A 22138-nucleotide genomic window follows, 5' to 3' on the forward strand; every position below is an offset into this window, starting at 1 on the left:
CAGCGAGGAGAAACGGCGCGCAGAACCGCAGTGTACACGCCAATACCTGAGAATTCGAACATTGTAGGGGTAAAGCCATGCTCCAAGGCAGTTGGCGTTTCGAGAAAAGTCTCTCTTTTCAGGTTATTTTGCTGATTTTACTTCCTGACATCAGGATAGGTTATGTAAAACAATTGTTTTGTTCCTGTAAAAGTTTAGTTATAATCGCCCTAATCTTTTTCAAAGACTCATCCTTTATGGGTAGCATATTTAACATGTTCGGGCCCTCACCTATCAGGCCTATTGAACAACACATGCGTAAAACACATCAATGTGCAAAACAGCTCTATCCTTTTTTTGAGGCCGTTTTGCAACAAGATTGGGAAACAGCTAACGCTATCAAAGAAAAGATAGCCAGCATTGAAAAAGAAGCGGATGGAATTAAACGGGATTTGCGCTTGCATCTGCCAACTGGTTTGTTTCTACCAGTCTCGCGTACAGATTTACTTGAATTGCTTAGCGCCCAGGATCGTATAGCCAATAAAGCAGAAGATATTGCCGGACTTATTACCAGCCGCCAAATGGTTATCCCTGAGGCATTAACTGCTGTATTTATGCCCTTTTTGAATCGTTGTCTGGATGCTTCCAAACAAGCTTGTAAAGCGATTAATGAACTTGATGAACTGCTCGAAAGCGGCTTTCGTGGAAGCGAAGTGAAAATTGTTGAAGAAATGATTGTCACACTAGATGAAATTGAACATGATAGTGACGACAAGCTTGCTGATATCAGACATCGTATTTTTGAGCTGGAAAAGGATTTACCCGCAATTGAAGTAGTTTTTCTCTACAAACTGGTTCAATGGATTGGTGACTTGGCTGATCATGCCCAAACGGTGGGTGGTCGGCTACAAATTCTTATTGCTCGGTAGTAATTCCTATGGATTATCCTTTTATTCTGCTTCTCGTTGCCATCGCTTTCTGTTTTTTCATGACTTGGGGAGTTGGCGCAAACGATCTGGCCAATGTAATGAGCACAACGATGGGCTCCAAAGCCGTCACTGTTCGGCAGGCAATGATTATTGCCATTGTATTTGAGTTTGCCGGCGCCTTCCTTGGTGGCAGCGGCGTAACAGAAACCATGCGGGACGGCATTATTACTAGCAGCCAGCTATCAAACCAACCCTTAATTCTGATTGAGGGGATGTTAGGTGTTTTATTAGCCTGTACTGTGTGGATGAATCTTGCAAGTTATCTCGGTGTTCCTGTCTCCATTACAAATGCGCTTGTGGGTTCTATGGTTGGCTTCGGTTCTGTCGTCTTAGGTCCAGACTCGATTCAGTGGCGTCAGGTTTATCATATTGCCATTGGCTGGATAACTTCCCCTCTGATTGCCGGATTTACTGCCTACGTGCTTTTTATTAGTATCCAACAGGCCATCTTTGTAAAAAGCGACCCCCTCGAAAAAGCAAAATGGTATGTGCCTATTTATCTTTTCATCGTCGGATCGGTTCTGTCTTTTATTACTGTTTTTAAGGGATTAAATCATTTCGATATCCACCTTAATTTAAAGCAAGATTTAGCTGTTACCCTTGCAACCAGTATTACCATTACCATCATTGGTATGCTCTTTATAAAACGAATCCCTGAAATGCCCCGAATTAGGCGACGTGAACGTTTTCTTCAAGTGGAGAAGTATTTTGCTGTACTTATGGCCTTGACTGCTTGTGCAATGGTTTTCGCGCATGGTTCCAATGATGTTGCCTTGGCTGTAGGTCCATTGAGTATTATTTATACTCTTGTTATGCACGCTGATCAGCCTGTGAGTGCTGCTAATTATCCCGCCTGGATTATCTTGCTTGGTTGTGCAGGCGTAGTCATTGGTTTTCTAATGTATGGTAGAAAAGTAATTGAAACGGTAGGTAGTGCAATTACTGCTTTAACACCAAGCCGTGCTTTCGCGGCTACTCTGGCTGCGGCAACCACAGTAGTCGTTGCAACCAGTACTGGTATCCCCGTTTCAGCTACACAAACCTTGGTTGGCGCAGTACTTGGCGTTGGATTAGCACGCGGTATCGGCGCGTTAAACCTCATCGTAATTCGTAATATTTTTATGTCTTGGGTATTAACCTTACCGGCAGCCTCGTTACTGACCATTATGGCTTATAAGGCCTTACATGCTTTGATAGGAATGTGACTCACAGTCAAGCTGATTGCTATGAACTTTCCGTAATTCTGCCAGTCTCAAATCAGTCAGTGACAATTGTAATTCAACAGGCTTTAAAGCCACTACTTCATCAATAGTCATTAAGCCTTCACGCAATGCAGATAATCCATTAGGGGTAAGTAAAAACTCCAGGTGGGAAGGAGTTAACAGAACCAGCTGTTCAATGGGAATTAATTGCTCCCGCAAAGCCTGTAAGCCATGCTCTGAAAATAACCATTGCAGATGCGAGAAATCGAGCAATACAATATCTTCGAAAACAATTAACTTCTCGATAAATAAGGCAATAAATCCTCCCTTCGTGCAGATAAACTTAAAAAAATCCTCTGGGACAATCTCCAGGTCTACCTTGTTAATGATCCCCTCTAAAAAAAGAGCCAAACCATAATTGGAGAACAGGTATTTAGCCAATTTTTCATCGACTTCATTGGGAAGCTCTTTTAATCCCTGGCGCTCTTCTTGAGATAACGACCATACTTTATGGAGGCGTTCGGCAAGTCCCAAACTCACTCTCTCATTGAAAACAAACTCCCTTAGTTCCGGACATAGTTCTTCGATTCTTTGTTTAAAATTCTCAAAAGAAGAGGCACCGGCCTCTTTCCATGTCTTTGCCGATAGACTTATCCGCTGCCAATCCTTACAGACAGAAAATACTGTCAGGAGATCTTTGCGCGGTAACCAATTGAATAGAGTTAAGGTAATTTCTTCAGGGAGTGGCATTAAACTGCATTAATGATTGAGTTTGTTCAACCATACTTCTTTTTTAAAGAAAGATGCATGGGTAAATTTACCCATAGCAATTCTAGAAATCTCTCCCTCCCCGGTCGAAGGGACATTCAAAGAGAGAGAGAATACACTCGTCTAATTCTGGCAAGAGTAATGAAATTCATGAGAACGTTTGTGAGGACATACCCACCGATCTTAGAATCCTCCCCAAATTTCATCATCCTTCTCATCTCGTTTGGCATTATCACGCAAATAGGCAATACGCTGATGCTTTTTGATTTCTTTGAGCTGGGAGGTAGATTTTTTATGTTGCGCATCAAATTCAAAAAGGAATTTGTCGTAAGGGCTTACGTAAGCTTTATCAATATCATTCTGGCTCATGATTAGTCCTGGATAGCATATAATAAATAACAGATGGCTAATTTTATCGGTTTTTACACTAAGTTGCCATTAATCATTAGACTTCATTCGAAATTCGCTGAATTTCAATAAAGTCTATTATAGCAATGGGAAGGAACAACCATGAGCATAAAAAAAGCCGAGCTGCACTCACATTTGGAAGGAACGATTACCCCAACTCTTGCCCAAAAACTCGCCAAGCGCAATAAGCTGCCGCTTCCACAAACGCTACTTGCCTGCGATGGAAAAGGCTATAGTTACCATGATTTTCTCGATTTTTTAAAAGCTTACGATGCGATTGCTGCACTGATTAAAACACCAAGAGACTATTATGATATTACTTTTGATTATCTGAAAACCAACGCTTTAGAAAATACTGTTTATATAGAAATGATGTATTCTCCTGATCATGCTGAGCAAGCCAGTGGCATTCCCTCATCCGAACATTTGCAGGCGATACAACAGGCCATTGATGATGCCGAAAATCAATTTAATATTATAGGCAGGATCATCATAACCGCAGTAAGGCATTTTGGAGCAGACGCTGCGATCCGCGTCGCAAAACAAGCAATTAAAGAGCAAGTTCCTTGTATTGTGGGGCTTGGTCTTGGTGGGGATGAAATTCATTTTCCCCCTAAATTATTCAAGAAAGCCTACCAAATCGCTGCGGAAGCGGGGCTTCATTGTACGGTACATGCAGGTGAATTTGCTCCAGCAAGTGGCATGCTTGAAGCAATGGAGTATTTGCCAATCGAGCGCATCGGTCATGGTATACAGGCAATTCATTCCGCAGAAACCATTGCCCAATTGAAAGATCGTAATATCGCACTGGAAGTTTGTCCTTCCAGCAACGTGGCTCTTGGCCTTTTTAAAGACTTGGTGAGTCATCCCCTGCCCCACCTAATGGAAGCCGGTATTAAAATCAGCCTCGGCTCAGATGATCCTCCTTTTTTTCGCACTAATTTAGCGAAAGAGTATCAACGAGTACAACAAACCTATCATTACTCTGACAATCAAATGAAAATGTTTACACTCAATGCCATTGATTCAGCTTTTGCAGATGAGGTAACAAAATTGAAATTAAGAAAATTACTGACTGGCGATGAACAATCCTAGTCATTTATTTCAATTGCACAAGAACGCTTGATATTTTAAACCGTTTCTTCCATGTATTGGCGAAGTTTTTTCATGGCATTCTTTTCAAGCTGGCGCACTCGCTCTGCGGAAACACCATATTTATCAGCCAAATCATGCAATGTCGCTTTGTTATCCGCCAACCAACGTTGTTGTAAAATATCCTGACTACGTTCGTCAAGGCGCTCTAAAGCAACAAATAGCTGTTCTCTGCCTTGTTCCCCGCTTACTTCTTTTTCAATTAGATGAGCGGGATCACTATTCGCATCATGTAAATAATGGGCAGGGGCTTTGAAGGCGTCATCGTCATCATCGGACAGAGGGGCATCATAGGAGGCATCCATCGCATTAAGACGCTGCTCCATAACAAGCACGTCCTCACGGCTGACACCAAGATCATTGGCAACAGCATCGACTTCCTCACTGTTAAACCAGCCTAGACGGGTCTTCATTTGACGCAGGTTAAAAAACAATTTCCGTTGGGCTTTGGTCGTTGCAATTTTAACTATACGCCAATTACGCAGAACAAATTCATGTATTTCAGCTTTAATCCAGTGGACAGCAAATGAAACAAGGCGAACACCCATTTTAGGGTCAAAACGCTTAACGGCCTTCATTAAACCAACATTACCTTCCTGGATTAAATCATTAAGAGGTAAACCATAGCCTAAATAGCCACGAGCAACTCGAACTACATAACGAAGATGAGCAAGAACTAAACGACGCGCGCTTTCAAGATCGCCTTCAGTATGAAAACGCTCGGCACACTCATATTCTTCTTCAGCAGAAAGCAGCGGTATTTGATTGACACGATGAATATAAGCATCAAGACTACCAATAGGTAAATTCCATGACGCTAATTGCAACTGCTGACTCATACTGCTCCTCCAGTTACCAACACCATAACAATTACCAAACCAATTCAGTACTAACCTTAACTATAGCACCCGCATTATACATCAACTATAGGGCTCAATAGAAGCCAGTTGTCGTTTTACTGACAATCTGGCACCTAGCCACCCTAACATCGTAGAAACGATTACCAATAAATAAGCTTGTTTAACTGACAGCCCCATAATGGGATAATGCATTTGGTAGGCAGCTGCCAGCTGCTTAACGGCAACAGCAACGCTAAGCATGAAAATATTGACAAAAAGCACTGCCATGATTGCACCGGCTAAACTATACCACATGCCAGTATACAAAAATGGACGAGCAATATAGGGATCAGTGGCCCCAATTAATTTTAGTACCTGAATTTCCTCATGACGATTATGAATAGCAAGACGCAAGGTATTGCCAATTATCAAAACGACAGCAGAAGCCAATAGAGCCATTAATGCATGAGCTATTTTAGTCGCAAACCCCAGGATTGCATGCAGTTTGGTTATCCATTGCATATCAAGTTTAGCTTGTTCAACTTGCGGATAAACCTTTAATCGAGCAAACAATTGCTCCATTTGAGCAGGGGTATTAATGGCAAGAGCTGGAATAACATCAACCATTGCAGGGAGAGGGTTTTCTGGCAGATAACGCATAATGTCATGCATCCCTTCCTGTTGCTGCAATTCAGCCAGCCCATCCTCTGAAGATTTGAGTATCACGTTACCAACACCCTCTGTCGCACGAACACGGGCTACAAAAGCAGCCTGCTCAGCCTCTGATAGAGGGGATTTTAAATAGAGAGAAATATGGCCCCCACGCTGCCAATTGATAGTTAATTGCTCCAAATTATCAGTAAACACCCAAAAAAGTGTCGGTAAGGTTAAAGCAATCGCGATGACAATCACCGTCATCATGGTAGCCAGTGGCTTACGGCAAAGCAAATTAAGACTACTATTAGCCGCTTGCAAATGATAAGCACTTAAAGTACGCAGATTTTTTAACACATCCGGCCTCCTTTAAGCATAACAATACGATGTTTCATCCCCGCAATAAGGGCAAGATCGTGCGTGGCGATAAGAATACTTACTCCAACCTGGTTAAATTGATCAAAAAGCTTCATAATTTCTGCAGAAAGGCTGGGGTCAAGGTTACCTGTAGGTTCGTCAGCTAGCAGCAAAGCGGGCTTGTGTACTACAGCCCTGGCAATGCCAACTCGTTGTTGTTCACCCGCAGATAGATGAACAGGCAACATTTTTTCCTTAGTTAACAAACCAACCATATCAAGCGCTGCGTGCACTCGTTTGGCAATCATAACTGGTGCAAATCCTTGAATTTGCAAAGGTAATGCAACATTATCAAAGACGGTTCTATCATTGAGTAAATTAGGCGATTGGAAAGTAATCCCCAAACTACTGCGATAGGCAGCAATATCCCGTTTTTTTAATTGGTTTAAACGAATACCATTCACAGCGAGTTGCCCTGAAGAGGGTATTTCCAGCATAGCAATTAATTTTAGTAACGTGCTTTTTCCTGCTCCCGAATGACCGGTCAGAAAAACCATTTCCCCTTTTTGCAGCGAAAAATTGACCTGGCTTAAGGCTTCAAAGCCTCCAGGATAGCGTTTACTTACTTGGTCAAATTTGATCATCATTAAAAATTGCTCTGACAAATTGCTGGGCATCAAAAGGACGTAGGTCGTCAATTCCTTCACCAATTCCCAGATAACGGAATGGTATCTCTAATTCATTAGCAATAGCAAACAGTATTCCGCCTTTTGCAGTACCATCAAGCTTGGTCATAGTAATACCAGTCAATCCAATAGCCTTATGAAATTGCCGCGCCTGGTTGAGCGCATTTTGTCCTATACTGGCATCCAAAACTAACATTGTTTCATGAGGCGCATTAGCATCCAATTTTTGTATAACACGCTTCACTTTCTTTAACTCTTCCATTAAATTGCCTTGCGTATGTAAACGACCGGCTGTATCAGCAATCAAAACATCTATCCCTCTTGCTTTTGCTGCTTGTAAAGCATCATAAATAACGGACGCACTATCAGCTCCAGTATGCTGTGCGATTACAGGGATTTGATTGCGCTCCCCCCAAATTTGTAATTGCTCCACTGCAGCAGCTCGGAAGGTATCACCTGCTGCCAGCATCACTTTTTTGCCTTGCTGTTGAAACTGCTTAGCCATTTTACCAATCGAGGTTGTTTTACCAGCGCCATTCACCCCGACCGTTAAAATGACAAAAGGTGATTGATCCACTGTTTCTACCTGCAATGGTTTTTCCCTTATTAGCAAAATAGTTTCCAAACGCTTTTTAAGGGCCTCAAAAACAGCATCACCATCGGTTAGTTGTTTTCTCGCCAACTCTTCACTTAATTGCTTTAAAATCGCTTGTGAAGTTTCGATACCCAGATCCGCACTGAGGAGCAACGTTTCCAATTCTTCCAGTAAAACTGCATCGATCTCTTTTTTTCCTAATAATAAACGCCCAATCCCCTCGCCAAACTGCTGGCGTGTCTTGGTCAGACCGCGTTTAAAACGAGCAAAAAATCCTTGTTTAGGAAGATCATCACTCACCGGATCAGAGGCTATCTCAGGCTGCTGAGCGGGCATTTCTGACTCTTCAGTAGACGTAGATATTGATTTTGTTTCATCCTGATTTTTTTTAAACCATTTAATCATAAGGTATACAAAGCGAAGGAAATGTGGAATTCTATCACTTTTTTTGCTTTGGAGTTAATCCATGCGTACTGTATTAATGATTTTCTTGGCTGTATTAACTTGCCAAGCCTATAGTCAAACAAAAGAGTTCACTCTTCGAAATGGCTTAAAAGTGCTCGTAAAAGAAGATCATCGCGCCCCCATTGCTGTATCTATGATATGGTATAACGTTGGTTCTGCAGATGAACCGGGAGGGATCACAGGCGTTTCTCACGCACTGGAGCACCTCATGTTTAAAGGAACCTCGAAATATCCTTTAGGTGTTTTTTCAAAAACGATTGCGGCGGTTGGCGGACAAGAAAATGCCTTTACTAATTATGACTACACCGCCTATTTTGAAAAAATTGCTGCATCAAAATTGCCTATTAGCTTCGAACTGGAAGCCGATCGGATGCAAAACCTGTTATTTGATGAAGAAGAATTTAATAGAGAAATCAAAGTAATCCGTGAAGAAAGACGTTTACGTACAGATGATAACCCACAAGCACTGACTTTCGAGCGCTATTTAGCTGCAGCCCATTTGACCGCTCCTTACCATCACCCGGTCATCGGCTGGATGAGTGATCTCTACCAAATGACTGTTGACGATGTCAAAACCTGGTATCACCGTTTTTATGCGCCTAATAATGCAACCCTTGTCGTCGTTGGCGATGTCAACCCAGAAGAAGTCCATCAATTAGCAATAAAATATTTTGAATCCATTGGTAAGCATGCTAATTACAGCCGTAAAGCCCAAATAGAACCACCTAACCTGGGTCCTAAATTCGTTGAAATTAACGCGCCCGCCAAATTACCCATGTTGATGTTCGGCTATACAGTGCCGAGCGTGAAGACGGCTAAGACAGTTTGGGAGCCTTATGCCCTGGAAATCATCGCGAATATCCTCGATGCGGGTGAAAGTGCACGCTTTGCGAAGAATTTAGTCCGTGGCAGCCATCTGGCCAGTGGGATTGATGCTTACTACAATCTATACTCACGCTACCAGACTCAGTTTGTTGTTTTTGGCACACCCACTGAAGCCCATTCTATTGATGAACTTAAAGCAGGTATGCTCAAAGAAATCAATCGATTGCAGAATGAGCTGGTCAGTCCAACCGAACTAAAACGGATAAAAACACAGATTATTGCCCAAAAAACATTTGAAAAAGACTCTATTTTTGGTCAAGCCATGGAACTTGGCTTACTAGAAACAACCGGTTTGGGCTGGAAAACTGCGGATACTTATACTGATCGTATTAATAGCATTACGCCCGAACAATTGCAGCAAGTAGCCCAGCTTTATTTTCAGGAAAATGCCTTAACAGAAGCCCGATTAATTCCAGTATTAGAAGAGGAACAACAATGAAAACATTGTTTACATTAATTCTATTAAGTATCAGCTTCGTATCTAATCTACAAGCCAGTACTTTTAAAACGCAGCAATGGCATACAAAAAATGGTGCAAAAGTGGTTTTTTATCAAGCCATGGAAGTACCCATGCTAGATATCAGCATAGCCTTTGCAGCCGGTTCAGCCTATGACGGCAAGCAATTTGGCTTAAGTGCATTAACATCCGATCTGCTTGCCCAAGGGAATGCCGGTATGGATGCAACTCAAATTGCAGAGAGAATAGCTGATACTGGTGCCCAATTTAATAATGAAATCAGTCGCGATATGGCGGTTTTAAGCCTAAAGACTCTAACGAACGAAGAGGCTCTTAAACGCGCAATCGACACCTTCGAACTTATTGTCAGCAAACCCGATTTCCCACAAGACGCTTTCGAGAGAGAAAAAAATCAGCAGTTAATGTCTATCGCGCAAACGCAAGAATCTCCTGATGATGTGGCTAATCAAGTGTTCTTTAAAACACTTTACCAAACTCACCCTTATGCTCATCCTGTTAATGGCACAAGAGAGAGTGTCAAAGCACTAACGCTTGGCGATGTGCACCAATTTTACCAACAATATTTTGTTAGTTCCAATGCAGTTATCGTATTGGTAGGGGCTATTGATCAGAAAAAAGCCCAGCAAATCGCTGAACAATTAACCCAAAATTTACCGAAAGGAAAACCAGCCGCCACCATCCCCAAAGCAAACCAATTAAAAAACAAGGAAAAAGTCAGCATCGATTTCCCCTCATCGCAAACAATGTTGCGCTTGGGTCAAATTGGCATTGATCATCATAATCCGGACTATTTTCCATTGACAGTCGGAAATTATATTTTAGGAGGAGGCGCGCTGGTTTCTCGATTAGCTTATGAGGTGCGAGAAAAACGTGGTCTGAGTTACAGTGTCGTCAGCCAATTCATGCCCATGCCCGGTGACGGCCCCTTTATCATTAGCCTATCAACACATAGCAAACAAGCTGCGATAGCATTGAAAGTGACCGAGGATACGCTGAGCAATTTTATCACTCAAGGCCCTAATGCGCAGGAATTACTAGATGCTAAACAATATTTAACAGGTAGTTTCCCTTTATCACTAGCTAGCAATAGTAGTATTGCCAATATGCTGTTGCGGATTGCTTTTTATCATTTGCCTGATACTTATTTAGATTCTTATGTAGCACGCATTAATGCAGTCACAGCAGACGATATAAAGAAGGCCTTTCAGCATCAAGTGCACCCCAATAAAATGCTTCTCGTTTCGGTAGGTAAGTTGTGAAGCAGACTGTACGTATAATCGGGGGAAAATATCGCGGCAAGAAACTTCATTTTCCTGATATTGCCAATTTGAGACCCACTCCAGACAGAGTTAAAGAAACACTCTTTAACTGGTTAATGCATGATATACGAGGAGCACGTTGCCTTGACGCGTTTGCAGGTAGCGGTGCTCTTGGTTTCGAAGCCTTCTCGCGAGGCGCTGCAAAAGTAGTTTTTGTTGAAACCGCCGCCAAAGCTTATGAAAACTTGCAGCAGATTGCTTCTTCATTCCCTGAAAATAATTTATTAGTAGTTCATATGAAAGCACAAGATTATCTTCGTCAGACAACAGAGTGTTTTGATCTTGTTTTTCTTGATCCGCCTTTTATAGAAAATTATATTCCACAATGCATGGAGTTATTAGCCCACTCCAATAGACTACCTGCTGGGGGATTGGTTTACCTTGAAGCCCCCGAAAAATTAACCCTGGATCCTAAAATCTGGCAAGAAAGAAAGTCCAGGCAAGCAGGGCAAGTCATTTATGGCCTCTATGAAAAATGCTAGGGTCTGCTATGCTTAAATACTACTTCCGCTTGACAAGGCGTCATGCTCCTGTTTCAATCAAGGCAGTACTTATCGATTATAAAGCCCGAAAGATGATCAACAAGTTTGTCATGCTTATTCTTGCATCTACTCTATTGGCTGGGTGCATTCATTCATTCAAAAAACCGCCTACTAATGATCCTAGTGATGATGCAACGATCAAACTTGCGGAAGCTGCCACGTCAGTAAGCGACTCCATGTTGGAAATGGCGAGAGTAGAGAAGGTGATTACCCCTCCTACCAAAGACAACACCCTAACCATTCCCAATGCTTATAATTTGCAGGCACGAGCTTCTGTCGATTGGGCCGGCCCTATTGAAGAATTAACAGCGCGCATTGCGAAAGCAGCTCATTTTCGCTTACGTGTTCTTGGCAAGGAACCTGCCGTTCCTGTTTTAATTAGTCTTACCAGTAAAGATGAGAGTTTAGCTGAGATCCTGCGAGATATTGATTATCAAGCGGGAAGAAAGGCAGACATCCATGTTTATCCTAACAGTCAGGTTGTTGAATTGCGCTATGCCAAAATTTATTCATAGTATTTTTATAGTTTGTGTGGCTCTTTTGGTTGCTTGTACTCCAACCAAAAATGTGCCGCCTGGGGATACTACCTCCCTTAAAGGTTTGAAAGCCATGGTGAATACCAAGCGCTCCAAAGCCACCAAACAAACTGTGAATAAGATGCGTGAGATGGCTTTGAAAGAGACGGCTCTTAGTGTCGGAGCACAATCAGGTTTAGCTTGGCGCGCCAGAGTCATTGATGATCAGCTGACCAAACAGGCACGTCGTTTGGATACAGTTTATGATTTCAATTCATTAATTCTAGAGCATAATATTTTACCCCCAGTTTTGCTGGAAGGACGAAATACGCTGAATTTGGCCGATACACAAACGATTCGTATTTCAGACCGCACTTACAAAGTTGCCAAACAAGCTCAATTTGTTACCACGCCCCCCACCTGGAGACAATACTTGTGGATGGACTACAAGGTGCCTGAAAGACCGGATATTTCCCTTCTGCCTAAAACCAAAGTAGAGAAACAACTTTGGTGTTATTACGTAGAAAAAGGATGGCAAAATGGGATCGAGCAAGCCTCTACTATTCTTGAAGAGAGTATTGCTCGCATTAAAGAAGATTATGTTGGCATGATTCTTTATCGTAAATTACTCGCTATGAATATGGTTTCGCCCCCTTTTGTCTCCCACACTGACTTGGGAGTAACGGGAGATTCTTCAGAAATTCATATTGATGACAGGGTATTACGAATCACAGCCTTACCCGCGTTGAATATTAACGCCAATGAATGGCGGGCTGCTGTTACGAAAGATGAAAATGCATTAGAACAATTTAAAAATATGGAAAAATTGGCACAAAACACTAAAATTATTATTACGAATAAAGCGTGGCAACCTGTGATTGCCCCAGTCAACTTAGCTAAGTAAGATCTTATGAGTAATATTAATTTAATGCCAGATGAGCCAACCCGTTTTTCTCCAGTCTTTATGGATAAAATGTTGGAGCATGCAGAAAGTCTTAATGCGTCTGATATTACCATCCAAACTGGCGAGCCTATTTTTGCGGAAGTATATGGGCGACTACTTAAAATTACTAATCGCCGTCTTTCCAATACCGAACTTGGCGATTTGATTAACGCCATATACGGCCCCAATGCCACTACCCAGCTCCTGTCTGGTAAAGATATTGATACACACTATGAATTCCGTCCCAACCGCGGTGTTCGCTATCGCTACAGGGTCAATGCAACCTCCTGTCTGGTTGAAGGACATGACGCTATCCAAATAACTCTGAGAACTATCCCCACTACCCCACCAAAATTAGAAACGATGGGTTTACCAGAGAATATCGTTGAAGCCATTGCTCCCCAGGAGGGTATTGTCTTTATAACCGGTGCAACCGGTTCGGGTAAATCTACCCTACTTGCTTCTATCATTCGCGATCTTATCGAAAAAGATGATTCTAATCGTAAGGTCTTAACCTATGAAGCACCGATTGAATTCGTTTATGATGAAATTGAAACTATTTCGTCGGTAGTAAGTCAGTCAGAAATTCCACGCCATTTACCCGATTTTGCCGACGGTGTTCGTAATGCATTACGACGCAAACCACGTTTAATCATGGTGGGTGAGTGTCGTGATGCTGAAACAATTAGTGCTGCCCTTGAAGCCGCACTGACTGGCCATCCTGTTTATACAACATTGCATACCTCGGGTGTGGCTGAAACAATGCGCCGTTTAGTGACTTCTTTCTCTGGCGAAGAACGCCTGGGACGAACAATCGATATTTTAGAGACTATTAGACTTTGTATTTGGCAAAAACTAGTACCGACCGTTGATGGCAAACGGGTTGCCCTGCGGGAATATCTGGTGTTTGATGAGGAAGCCCGGGATATTTTATTGGAAGGTGATCCCAACGACGTGACCTCCACTACACGCAAGCTTGTGCGACAACGAGGGCAATTGATGACCGTTGATGCCAAAAATAAATTTGAGCAAGGCTTAATCAGTGAGCGAGTCTATAAACTTATCATTGCAGGCACGAAAGAGTATCAAAGATAATTCTGATTCCCTTTCTGACCAACTGTAAAGCTATTAAAGGTTCCGTTGCTATCCTTAATAATTTTTATTAGCGCCTCAAGGTATTAAGTACTTCCAAGAGTTTGGTATCTTTTCTCTTGGCTCATTCGCGACCTTGGAGCAAGGAAATCCACCATACTCAAACAGGGATGACAGACCACTATGACCGACAGTAATTTATTATTTTTTGATGACATTCAAATTGGGCAAACTTTTATTAGTCATACTTATACACTCAATGAAGAGCAAATTAAGTTATTTGCACATGAATTTGATCCTCAACCGTTTCATTTGGATGAAAACGCTGCTAAAAACACAATTTTTAAAGGACTAATAGCTAGCGGTTGGCACACTGCAGCTATTACCATGCGTCTTTTAGTTAAAGGAATTGGACATCGTTTTGCAGGGGGAGTTATTGGTTTAGGAGGAGAAATCAGTTGGCCTAATCCAACACGTCCGATGGATACACTCTATGTTAGCTCAGAGGTAATAGAGATTAACTCTTCTCTCTCTCAACCTGAACGTGGCATCGTTAAAATTCGTAATCACACCCTTAATCAAGAAAACCAAATTGTTCAAATTTTTATTGCCAACATTTTGGTAAACAAGAAAAAGGGGTAATCCCCCCAGACCCGAGCACAGAGTACCTATCTTTATATTAAGGATTGATTCTATAAAAAAAGGAACAAGCTATTGTTAGCTTGTTCCTTTTCCGAATCGTTCGGTTACTCGATCATTACTCGGGAGCCGAACCACCCGGAGTAGCATCGCCGCCATCAGAACCACGTTTACCACCCGACGCCTTAGCCTCTGGTGCTGGCTGACTTTGACCTTTAAGTTTAGAAAGCCCTTTCTGAGCGTAACCACCCAATTGTTGATCCATCTGTTGAGAGCCTTTAGTAGTGGCAGATCCACCTTCACTCACTTGTTTTTTGGCTTCCTCACCCCATTGGGCAGCTTCCTGGCCAATACTTTCAGGTTGTCCACCAATCCAACGCAGGACCTTATCAGGCAAATACGTAATCAAGGTAAATGCTTTCTGCACCACAATCAGGTACATCGTGGTATAGATCAGGACAGAGAAGAAGAAGCCATAAATACCCGCCCAACCACTATAACCGGTACCCATTGAGCTCATATTACTTGCCTGTTGATAAGCAGATTGAGCGTCACCACTGTATGAATAATTCCAGTTCACACCGCCACTACCAGAAGTCGCCCCCTGGATAAACACGAGAGCATTAGCGAAACCAGAATTAATTATCCATACGGAAACGTAGGACAAGGAAATAGCAGCAATATAACCAATAATCATCATTGCTGGTCTCAAAAAGACGTTCAACAATATCATGATCGCCTGTTCACCTTTACCAAAGGCCTCGTGGCCTTCAGGATGCGTCACACCTAATGCAACAATGGGTGCCGCAACCATGGCTTCAATGACCACCATCAACCAAGCGATTGAGCCGAAAGTAAAGATGATATAGGGCAACATGGGAATGTAGTAAGCCGTAACAAACCCTATACTCACCATCACCCCTAACCAGGAAATAATGAGAGGCAGTACCAGCATGATTAAGGCTACGACAAATATACCAAACCAGGGAATCATAATGGTAGTTACTGACAAACCAACCAACGTTATCCATAATTCATTCGCATAGTTAATATAGGCAACCCCCATATTAGCTAAGGCAATGACAGGATTTACGGTTGGCTGTTGAATGATCGCCACACCTTCCCTAAAGATATTCGCCATACCGTATAAAGGAGCCGCAAGGAAAGTCATTACGACCACATTGACAACCTGCGCCATCATATTGAGGAAGAAGTTAAAAATATTCTTCAAAATCAAGTTATAGAAAATATTACCCATCAGTTCCCCTAAACAGAAACTGAAGAACATGATTTTAACTTTTCCGCAAGGAAAGTCTTGTGAAGGCAGATTAAACTGACCCACTTGAATATTCATATTAAAATTCATTGCGAATTGAGGCGGTGTCATACCTGGTTGACCGGGTAAGTTGACGAGTATCGAGTTAGTAATAAATCCGTTTACCGTAGAAGAACCCGGTCCAGATATGGCAACTAACCCTTGTGTATTGGGATCAACGGTTGGAGGAGAGTGTATTATCTCATTAGAGGGTAGAAAAGTAGACCCATTGATCAAACCAATAACAGCATTTATGGGGGAGGGATCGGCACCCAGCCACTCGCACAAAGTGGCATATGTTCCAACACACGAACCATTGCTGAAAGGGGTTACTGGCAGATTTTCATCAAAAGTACTCTTGTCTAAACCTGAACCAGTATCGGTCAAATTCGAATTGGTTGCACTTGGATTTGATGAATTGTTAGCACTCGTATTGCCCTGATTTAGTTTTGCTAAATTAATGAAATAACTTCCAGCCAAAATCCACCCATATTGATTTGCCTGTTGAATAAAGGCCCGGGCAGCGTTTGCGGCATCAGCATTCTGTGCCTGCTGAACCAAATTGAGTGTTGGCAACATAATCCCATTATAATCCGCGACTGCTCCTTGGAATTCGGTACCGTTAAACAACGGCGCTGATGTGTTGTTACTCAGCGTCGTATCTTGTCCCCAGCTAACGCAAGCTGGCTGGGCAGTAGGTGACGTAGGTCCAGGACAAGCTACTCCAGTCGTTAAGTAAGGCACACCAAATTGTTGGGTAGCAACATCAGGTGCGGCGGGGGTTTGGTTAGTCGTACTACCGGATGAAGGGGGATTAAGCAGTTTATAAGGATCATTACCTATCATCACTTGAGCAACCGCTGATAAATCAATATACATTTGTTGAATCGCTATTGCTCTCGACGATTGAGCTGTTTGTAATTCACTGGCCGTAATCGATGTAATTGACGATTGTATATTATCAGCCCCTGTATAATCGACCCAATTAATAGTGCCACAAATACCATTGAGGAATTTATAAGGGCCATCAGTAAAATTAGGCATTGGCAGCGCATAAGGTGAGGTATTATGGTCTTGGTAATAGGTCGCGTTGACTGTCCCTAGAAAATCAGGTACTGCCGTATTACAGAACGTTTGCACGGTATCTGATGGTGAACCAGCGCAAATACCACTATTCTTTTGTTTACTGTTGAGTAAATTGGTGCGCGTGTTTTCTAATACCGTTTGAATACCCAACATACAAACCTGGCCATTAAGAATGGCAGCCGCACCTTTAGCAATCGCATCAGTATCACTCCCCAACGATACACCTGGAGACATTTGGGCCTGGATAATCACCCCTCCACGATTCAAATAACTTAATGCAGCAGCCCATATCTTGTCCGCAGCGCCGACTCCCTGAACGACAATCCACATGACAAAGATCTGCATTAAGCAATAACCAGAGGCTTTGGGGATTAATAAAGCAAGACCCAGTGTTGAGCGAAGTGGTACCCAAATAGAAGACCATTTTTGACCAAGCATTTGCCCTTCATGGGCTGTATTCATCGTTGACACTAGAAGGGTATACATAATAACCACGCCGCCAATACCCAGAACAGCGGCGTTGAATACCGCGAACATGGCCCCCATTATCTGGCTGCCAGTCCCATGCAAAACCCCATCCACTACCCCAAAAATATTCCCCAAAAATACGACAGAAATATCGCTGGGTGGCGGAGCAAAAGTTAAGCCAGGACCGCCGGTGGGATTATTGCTACTGGCAAATGCCAGAAACGGGGCCAACCAACCTAGTAACACAAAGAATACTTTATTCATCTTTTTTCACCCATCAAGCCTTGCCTGTACCACTCACTGATTGAGCAGCCCAACTTTCGCTCTTTGATTTGGAAGTACCAAAAGTGATAGCGAAATGCTAAAACTAAAGCAATCATCATGATTACCAGACTGACTATTACAGCTTTATAGCTGCCGTAAAAGAGGTGATAAACGGCGTAAGCAAAAATAAATAATGCTGCGCCGCACATCAGAATGCTCAATCGGTGTAGTGCCGATTGTTTGGCAATTAAATCTTTTTCACTTAAATTTAAGCGAGCCATTGCATTTTCGAACGATTCACCTTTGGCATTTTGCTGAGGGACAAACATACGCTTAAAGCCATTTGCCAAATACATAGTAAATGACTTTAAACGATCGAAGTCCAACCACCAGCGAACATTGAAAATACGTTTAAAAATGGTTACAAATCTTGATTTCGATTCTTTTTTCATAAAATTTACTTTTTGGGCAATAGACTTTTACTCTTCATACTATACTATAGTAATTATAGTGTGTGCCGTCTATCAATCAATTACACCGTAAAAAAAGAGTAAAAAATGCCCGATCTTAGTCACGAAGCCTCTTCGCAGTATTGGAATGATTACGTGGACCCGATGATTTATCGAGTTATTACCTTCATGGAAAGCGTTGAAGACTGGACTCTCGATGGGAATCCTGTGTTAGAGGAAGTCATTTCTCGCTTGGGTAAGGAGTTAGATGATATCGAAAAAATAGACATGGGAATGCTAGGTCAGGAGGATGTCTTTATTCGCTTGGTAGGCAATATAAAATCTGGCCGCGGCCTCCGCCTTTTGCAAGCCATCGATACAGTTCATCCAGGCAGTGCCTCACGAATATTAATTCATGCAGAAGAAACAAGTACCGGTAGTCATGATCCAGCTGGATTTTTTCTTAAAAGGAATATAGTGTTTGAACGATTACGATTATTAGCTCGCGTTTTTTCTGAGTATCGCTTAAAACTTGTAGCTCGCGCTCTTGAAGGGGAAGAATGATGAAATTGATTAGTCGAGTTTTACCGGGTCTTTTACTTGCTGCAACTACCTCTACGTATGCATCAAGCACTGACAGTGACTCATTGAGTGAGATCGCAACCTATTTACTGAATTTAGGGCAATATCTTGGTTATAACGTCAATGTCAGCCCTTCGGATCCCAATAATAATCCACCTGTTACCGTTAGCCAGACTTTGTTGAATGAATCGGGCCTACAAGCATCCTATATTGTTTTGTACGATACTTTTTTGGCTGCCATTCCAGTCAATACCGCTAACCAAAATCCAGTGATGCTGCTAGCGAATAACCTCCCAGGTGCCGGAACAATCAATACTTTTGCCAATCTTATTTATGCCGCGTACTCGTCTGTTGATTCAGCCACACAACCCTCCGCCTCCAAGCTTATCGACCAACAGACCTATCAAAATGATCCAGTCAGCCAGGCTGTACTGAATATTTTAGGAACCCCTGATTACAGTTATTGTTTGAAAAATGATAACGTGACAGTTATGAATCCTTGTAATTATCCCTCTACTGTATTTAACCAAAATCAGGTCATGGCAAACGTGCTGGGTGGAACGCCTGGAGCTATCGGCGATAGTAGTGGTATCCCTGATCCAGAAACCTTTTTTTCTTATGACTACAATCAACCCTTTCTATCTCAGCTCAATGCAAATAGCCTGATGGGTCCCTTGGTGTACTCCACCACCAACAGTGATAGTGCTTCTACCTCATCGAGTGGCAATACACAGAATCAAGGCTTAACCGCAACGAACCAGGTTCAACAGGCAGCCAATTTCATTCGTTATGCAACAGGTGCCGTTGCTCCGGCCTCCCTTCCTAACTACAGTCAGTATAGTGCATTGTTTTCACAAGCCCAGGTTCCTGAAAACACGACTCCCAATCTACAACAACTGCAAGCACAGTCTGCATTGGGCGCATATTTGATGAATCTGCGTATCTATGCTGCACAAACGTCAGTGGGTATTAGCAATCTTTACTATATTCTCGGCAAAAGAATACAGCAAACGCCCCCAACTGGCACTGGAGGTAGTAGCAGCGCCCCAACCAGTCAGGCGCTCACTGAATTTAACATGGCTACTTGGCGCCTTTATAATCCTGATCAAAGCGTGAACACAATGTGGACAGCTCAGATTAACAACGCATCTGCAGCCACAGTACAAAAAGAGATTGCCACATTATTAGCTGAAATCAATTATCAATTGTACCTGAGTCGTGTACAACAAGAGCGCATTCTGCTTACTAACACCATGTTGTTGATTCAAAATGCTCGTGCTGCTCAACCTTCATCATCCCTCAGCACCTCCGGTTCATCAACATCGGCAACAGACAATTAATTCTATTCGCGGGTAGTGATATCAATCACTACCCTCTTCTCTTTGTCAGGACTTACGAAAAACGCCGGTCTCTTCGTTAACAATCAAATTTTGTCTCGACCTCGGAGTTTTCGTAAGTCCTGTGAATTTCCTCATGCCTATAGACTTTTTGGCGAAGAACAAAAAGGCTGATTCTCTGTTTATGTTCTTAGGGAAAAATAAATTCGATATCTGTTAAAAAAAGAAACCTATAATCACAAAAAAAAACATTTTATTTTTGATCCTATTTCACTAGAAGGAAAAGTAGGGCTTTATTTAAAAACTTTCTCAATATTTGTATTGCCTAGTATCATTTACGCTGTATAAAAGTATGCGTTATAGCGTATAGTAGAAAAGGGAATCTTGAATTGTATTCAAGTTAAAAACTGCGTTATAGATAATCTTTCCGCCTAATAAATTATTACTGAAATAACTATATGCAGCCACTACAGACTTGTTTCTAAGAAGGAAAAACGGATGTTAAAACGCGATATCTCACGCACGAATGTTTTGATTGCCGCCGCAGGGGGCATGATTGGTTCTGGCTGGTTATTTAGCCCTTTTATCAGCGCTCAAATGGCAGGAAGCAATGCTTTAATCAGCTGGATTATTGCAACAATTTTTATGTTATTTATTGCCCTGCCTCTCTGTGAATTGGGTGCTATGTTCCCCATTTCAGGTGGAATGACCAATTACCCTAGCTTTACTCATGGAAATGACGTGGGCTTCTTATTCGCCTGGACTTCCTGGTTATCCTATGTCGTCATGACCCCCATCGAAATTCAAGCGATTCTGCAGTATTCAAGTCATTTTTTCCCCAGCCTACTTGTAAAAGACACTATGACTTTTACGCTATCTGGTGTGGGTTATTTAGTTGCAACCGGCATTATGCTGTTTGTCGTTTTGCTAAATTCCTATGGCATTCGAATATTGGCAGAATGCAACAAAGTGGCCAGTATTATCAAATTTCTTGTGCCTAGTATTGCTATTGTCTCTCTTTTATACACTGCACCGTCAATGAGTAATATCAATATCCATCTGACTGATAAAAATTCCTGGATACAAATATTTACAGCGCTTTCCGCAGGCGGAGTAGCCTTTGCTTTTACCGGATTTCAGAATGGCCTAATGTTGGCTGGTGAAGTACAAAATCCACAACGTAATATTCCTATTGCTATTTTAGGCGCTGTTTTAATTGGTTTTGTATTGTACTTTATGTTGCAACTCAGTTTCCTGGTAGCCATTCCATCTTCTTATTTAACGCATGGTTGGCAAAATTTGAGTTTTCCGGGTGATAGCGGTCCTTTGGTAGGCCTGACCTTATTAGTCGGTTTGGGTGGTGTTGCTATGTTGTTAATGTTTGATGCTGCCTTTTCACCCTTTGGCACCACGCTTGTTTATACAGCAGCGACCTCTCGCATTTTATATGGCATGGCTTTAAATAATCATTTGCCTAAAGTATTTACCAAAGTCAACCGCCATCAAATCCCCTATATTACTCTCTACGCTAATTTTTTAGTGGGTCTTTTTTCTTTTCTACCTTTTCCTGGGTGGCAGAAAATGGTTGCGTTCCTGTCGTCATGCAGTATTTTATCATACGGCATAGGACCTATCTGCTTACTAGCCATGCGTAAACTGCAACCCAATCGTGAGAGACCTTTTAAACTGTCTGCCAGCCTGTTTTTTTGCCATGCTGCTTTTTATGCATGTAACTTAATGCTTTATTGGTGTGGCTTTGACATACTTTGGAAACTTGATTTAGCTCTGTTGATTGGTTTTGCTATCAATCTCATTTATCAAAAACGCCGAATCACCGATTGTAGCCCCAGCTTCTACTGGTTTGTCTTCTACATGAGTGCCATGTTGTTCCTATCCTACTTAGGCGCTTTTGGGGGTATCCACTTCCTTCAATTCCCATTAGATATGGTTGTCATTCTGCCGCTAAGCATCATAGTCCTTCATTTTTCACAACGTGTACTTGTTGACTCCAAAGCCCATGAAGAATTGACCGCACATATACTGGTTGCTGAAGTAATAGAACAACCCGCTTTAGTAAGACAATAACTCCATTGACCGCTGTAACTTTGATCTGGTTTTATCAAAGTTACG

The 22138-nt window shown here is 42.2% G+C and carries 21 protein-coding genes; 13 read left to right on the forward strand and 8 right to left on the reverse strand.

Annotated features, from left to right (window positions below; translation table 11 throughout):
- Positions 1 to 236 precede the first annotated feature (236 nt).
- Both ACN4Z1_RS14185 and ACN4Z1_RS14190 read left to right on the forward strand, forming a co-directional pair.
- Positions 237 to 908 (forward strand): TIGR00153 family protein, encoded by a 672-nt coding sequence (locus ACN4Z1_RS14185; protein WP_115220457.1) that lies wholly within the window; start codon positions 237 to 239, stop codon positions 906 to 908.
- Between the two features lie 8 nt (positions 909 to 916).
- Complete coding sequence (locus ACN4Z1_RS14190) at positions 917 to 2173, forward strand: inorganic phosphate transporter (RefSeq protein ID WP_419386486.1); 1257 nt, start codon at positions 917 to 919, stop codon at positions 2171 to 2173.
- Here ACN4Z1_RS14190 and ACN4Z1_RS14195 read toward each other — a convergent pair.
- Positions 2150 to 2920 carry an F-box-like domain-containing protein gene (locus ACN4Z1_RS14195; RefSeq protein ID WP_419386485.1) on the reverse strand — a complete coding sequence of 257 codons (771 nt, stop codon included), beginning with the start codon at positions 2918 to 2920 and terminating at the stop codon, positions 2150 to 2152. The genes ACN4Z1_RS14190 and ACN4Z1_RS14195 overlap by 24 nt on opposite strands.
- 201 nt (positions 2921 to 3121) lie before the next feature.
- Positions 3122 to 3307, reverse strand: a complete 186-nt coding sequence (locus tag ACN4Z1_RS14200) for a CBU_0585 family protein (RefSeq protein WP_058447510.1) — start codon at positions 3305 to 3307, stop codon at positions 3122 to 3124.
- 141 nt (positions 3308 to 3448) lie between these two features.
- On the opposite strand from ACN4Z1_RS14200, the gene ACN4Z1_RS14205 reads away from it, so the two are divergent.
- Complete coding sequence (locus tag ACN4Z1_RS14205; RefSeq protein ID WP_228364483.1) at positions 3449 to 4441, forward strand: adenosine deaminase; 993 nt, start codon at positions 3449 to 3451, stop codon at positions 4439 to 4441.
- A 35-nt stretch (positions 4442 to 4476) separates the two neighbouring features.
- On the opposite strand, the gene rpoH is transcribed toward ACN4Z1_RS14205, so the two are convergent.
- The 4 genes from rpoH to ftsY form a co-directional block, all read right to left on the reverse strand.
- On the reverse strand, positions 4477 to 5337 hold the full coding sequence (gene rpoH / locus ACN4Z1_RS14210) for an RNA polymerase sigma factor RpoH (protein WP_115220453.1): 861 nt from the start codon (positions 5335 to 5337) through the stop codon (positions 4477 to 4479).
- Positions 5338 to 5418: 81 nt separating this feature from the next.
- Positions 5419 to 6348 carry a permease-like cell division protein FtsX gene (gene ftsX / locus ACN4Z1_RS14215; protein WP_228364482.1) on the reverse strand — a complete coding sequence of 310 codons (930 nt, stop codon included), beginning with the start codon at positions 6346 to 6348 and terminating at the stop codon, positions 5419 to 5421.
- Complete coding sequence (gene ftsE / locus ACN4Z1_RS14220) at positions 6342 to 6992, reverse strand: cell division ATP-binding protein FtsE (protein WP_058448027.1); 651 nt, start codon at positions 6990 to 6992, stop codon at positions 6342 to 6344. Before ftsE ends, ftsX begins: the two co-directional genes overlap by 7 nt.
- Positions 6979 to 7965 (reverse strand): signal recognition particle-docking protein FtsY, encoded by a 987-nt coding sequence (gene ftsY / locus ACN4Z1_RS14225; RefSeq protein ID WP_370634628.1) that lies wholly within the window; start codon positions 7963 to 7965, stop codon positions 6979 to 6981. The genes ftsE and ftsY overlap by 14 nt, the downstream gene beginning before the upstream one ends.
- Before the next feature lie 130 nt (positions 7966 to 8095).
- Here ftsY and ACN4Z1_RS14230 point away from each other — a divergent pair, with 130 nt between their 5' ends.
- The 7 genes from ACN4Z1_RS14230 (at position 8096) to ACN4Z1_RS14260 (ending at position 14510) form a co-directional block, all read left to right on the forward strand.
- Positions 8096 to 9418: a M16 family metallopeptidase gene (locus tag ACN4Z1_RS14230; RefSeq protein ID WP_228364480.1), complete on the forward strand. Its 1323-nt coding sequence runs from the start codon at positions 8096 to 8098 to the stop codon at positions 9416 to 9418.
- On the forward strand, positions 9415 to 10716 hold the full coding sequence (locus tag ACN4Z1_RS14235; RefSeq protein ID WP_115220449.1) for a M16 family metallopeptidase: 1302 nt from the start codon (positions 9415 to 9417) through the stop codon (positions 10714 to 10716). Before ACN4Z1_RS14230 ends, ACN4Z1_RS14235 begins: the two co-directional genes overlap by 4 nt.
- Entirely contained in the window at positions 10713 to 11258 is a 546-nt protein-coding gene (rsmD, locus tag ACN4Z1_RS14240) for a 16S rRNA (guanine(966)-N(2))-methyltransferase RsmD (protein WP_228364479.1), read from the forward strand. The genes ACN4Z1_RS14235 and rsmD overlap by 4 nt, the downstream gene beginning before the upstream one ends.
- A gap of 92 nt (positions 11259 to 11350) precedes the next feature.
- Complete coding sequence (gene dotD, locus ACN4Z1_RS14245) at positions 11351 to 11833, forward strand: type IVB secretion system lipoprotein DotD (RefSeq protein ID WP_115222637.1); 483 nt, start codon at positions 11351 to 11353, stop codon at positions 11831 to 11833.
- Positions 11814 to 12737, forward strand: coding sequence for a type IV secretion system DotC family protein (locus tag ACN4Z1_RS14250; RefSeq protein ID WP_115220447.1), 924 nt, complete (start codon positions 11814 to 11816; stop codon positions 12735 to 12737). Before dotD ends, ACN4Z1_RS14250 begins: the two co-directional genes overlap by 20 nt.
- A 24-nt stretch (positions 12738 to 12761) precedes the next feature.
- Positions 12762 to 13871 carry a Dot/Icm type IV secretion system ATPase DotB gene (gene dotB / locus ACN4Z1_RS14255; RefSeq protein ID WP_228365058.1) on the forward strand — a complete coding sequence of 370 codons (1110 nt, stop codon included), beginning with the start codon at positions 12762 to 12764 and terminating at the stop codon, positions 13869 to 13871.
- Positions 13872 to 14051: 180 nt separating this feature from the next.
- Complete coding sequence (locus ACN4Z1_RS14260) at positions 14052 to 14510, forward strand: MaoC family dehydratase (RefSeq protein WP_228364476.1); 459 nt, start codon at positions 14052 to 14054, stop codon at positions 14508 to 14510.
- 115 nt (positions 14511 to 14625) lie between these two features.
- On the opposite strand, the gene dotA is transcribed toward ACN4Z1_RS14260, so the two are convergent.
- Together dotA and icmV are read right to left on the reverse strand one after the other, a co-directional pair.
- A complete protein-coding gene (gene dotA, locus ACN4Z1_RS14265; protein ID WP_228364475.1) occupies positions 14626 to 17640 on the reverse strand; it encodes a type IVB secretion system protein DotA in 3015 nt (1004 codons plus the stop codon).
- On the reverse strand, positions 17637 to 18092 hold the full coding sequence (gene icmV / locus ACN4Z1_RS14270; RefSeq protein WP_228364474.1) for a type IVB secretion system protein IcmV: 456 nt from the start codon (positions 18090 to 18092) through the stop codon (positions 17637 to 17639). The genes dotA and icmV overlap by 4 nt, the downstream gene beginning before the upstream one ends.
- A 105-nt stretch (positions 18093 to 18197) precedes the next feature.
- On the opposite strand from icmV, the gene icmW reads away from it, so the two are divergent.
- From icmW to ACN4Z1_RS14285, 3 genes are all read left to right on the forward strand, one after another.
- Entirely contained in the window at positions 18198 to 18653 is a 456-nt protein-coding gene (icmW, locus tag ACN4Z1_RS14275; RefSeq protein WP_058447523.1) for a type IVB secretion system protein IcmW, read from the forward strand.
- On the forward strand, positions 18650 to 20011 hold the full coding sequence (icmX, locus tag ACN4Z1_RS14280) for a type IVB secretion system protein IcmX (protein WP_228364472.1): 1362 nt from the start codon (positions 18650 to 18652) through the stop codon (positions 20009 to 20011). Before icmW ends, icmX begins: the two co-directional genes overlap by 4 nt.
- A 495-nt stretch (positions 20012 to 20506) precedes the next feature.
- A complete protein-coding gene (locus ACN4Z1_RS14285; protein WP_115220441.1) occupies positions 20507 to 22093 on the forward strand; it encodes an APC family permease in 1587 nt (528 codons plus the stop codon).
- The last annotated feature ends 45 nt before the right edge of the window (positions 22094 to 22138 follow it).

The sequence above is a fragment of the Legionella sp. ST3F1 genome, assembly GCF_048553315.1.
Classification (GTDB): Bacteria; Pseudomonadota; Gammaproteobacteria; order Legionellales; family Legionellaceae; genus Tatlockia; species Tatlockia donaldsonii.

Excerpts from the sequence above, each read along its gene's own strand:
- ACN4Z1_RS14185 (WP_115220457.1), top strand. The coding sequence starts at position 237 with ATGGGTAGCATATTTAACATGTTCGGGCCCTCACCTATCAGGCCTATT.
- ACN4Z1_RS14190 (WP_419386486.1), top strand. The coding sequence starts at position 917 with ATGGATTATCCTTTTATTCTGCTTCTCGTTGCCATCGCTTTCTGTTTT.
- ACN4Z1_RS14195 (WP_419386485.1), bottom strand. The coding sequence starts at position 2,920 with ATGCCACTCCCTGAAGAAATTACCTTAACTCTATTCAATTGGTTACCG.
- ACN4Z1_RS14200 (WP_058447510.1), bottom strand. The coding sequence starts at position 3,307 with ATGAGCCAGAATGATATTGATAAAGCTTACGTAAGCCCTTACGACAAA.
- ACN4Z1_RS14205 (WP_228364483.1), top strand. The coding sequence starts at position 3,449 with ATGAGCATAAAAAAAGCCGAGCTGCACTCACATTTGGAAGGAACGATT.
- rpoH (WP_115220453.1), bottom strand. The coding sequence starts at position 5,337 with ATGAGTCAGCAGTTGCAATTAGCGTCATGGAATTTACCTATTGGTAGT.
- ftsE (WP_058448027.1), bottom strand. The coding sequence starts at position 6,992 with ATGATCAAATTTGACCAAGTAAGTAAACGCTATCCTGGAGGCTTTGAA.
- ftsY (WP_370634628.1), bottom strand. The coding sequence starts at position 7,965 with ATGCCCGCTCAGCAGCCTGAGATAGCCTCTGATCCGGTGAGTGATGAT.
- ACN4Z1_RS14230 (WP_228364480.1), top strand. The coding sequence starts at position 8,096 with ATGCGTACTGTATTAATGATTTTCTTGGCTGTATTAACTTGCCAAGCC.
- ACN4Z1_RS14235 (WP_115220449.1), top strand. The coding sequence starts at position 9,415 with ATGAAAACATTGTTTACATTAATTCTATTAAGTATCAGCTTCGTATCT.
- dotD (WP_115222637.1), top strand. The coding sequence starts at position 11,351 with ATGATCAACAAGTTTGTCATGCTTATTCTTGCATCTACTCTATTGGCT.
- ACN4Z1_RS14250 (WP_115220447.1), top strand. The coding sequence starts at position 11,814 with ATGCCAAAATTTATTCATAGTATTTTTATAGTTTGTGTGGCTCTTTTG.
- dotB (WP_228365058.1), top strand. The coding sequence starts at position 12,762 with ATGCCAGATGAGCCAACCCGTTTTTCTCCAGTCTTTATGGATAAAATG.
- ACN4Z1_RS14260 (WP_228364476.1), top strand. The coding sequence starts at position 14,052 with ATGACCGACAGTAATTTATTATTTTTTGATGACATTCAAATTGGGCAA.
- dotA (WP_228364475.1), bottom strand. The coding sequence starts at position 17,640 with ATGAATAAAGTATTCTTTGTGTTACTAGGTTGGTTGGCCCCGTTTCTG.
- icmV (WP_228364474.1), bottom strand. The coding sequence starts at position 18,092 with ATGAAAAAAGAATCGAAATCAAGATTTGTAACCATTTTTAAACGTATT.
- icmW (WP_058447523.1), top strand. The coding sequence starts at position 18,198 with ATGCCCGATCTTAGTCACGAAGCCTCTTCGCAGTATTGGAATGATTAC.
- icmX (WP_228364472.1), top strand. The coding sequence starts at position 18,650 with ATGATGAAATTGATTAGTCGAGTTTTACCGGGTCTTTTACTTGCTGCA.
- ACN4Z1_RS14285 (WP_115220441.1), top strand. The coding sequence starts at position 20,507 with ATGTTAAAACGCGATATCTCACGCACGAATGTTTTGATTGCCGCCGCA.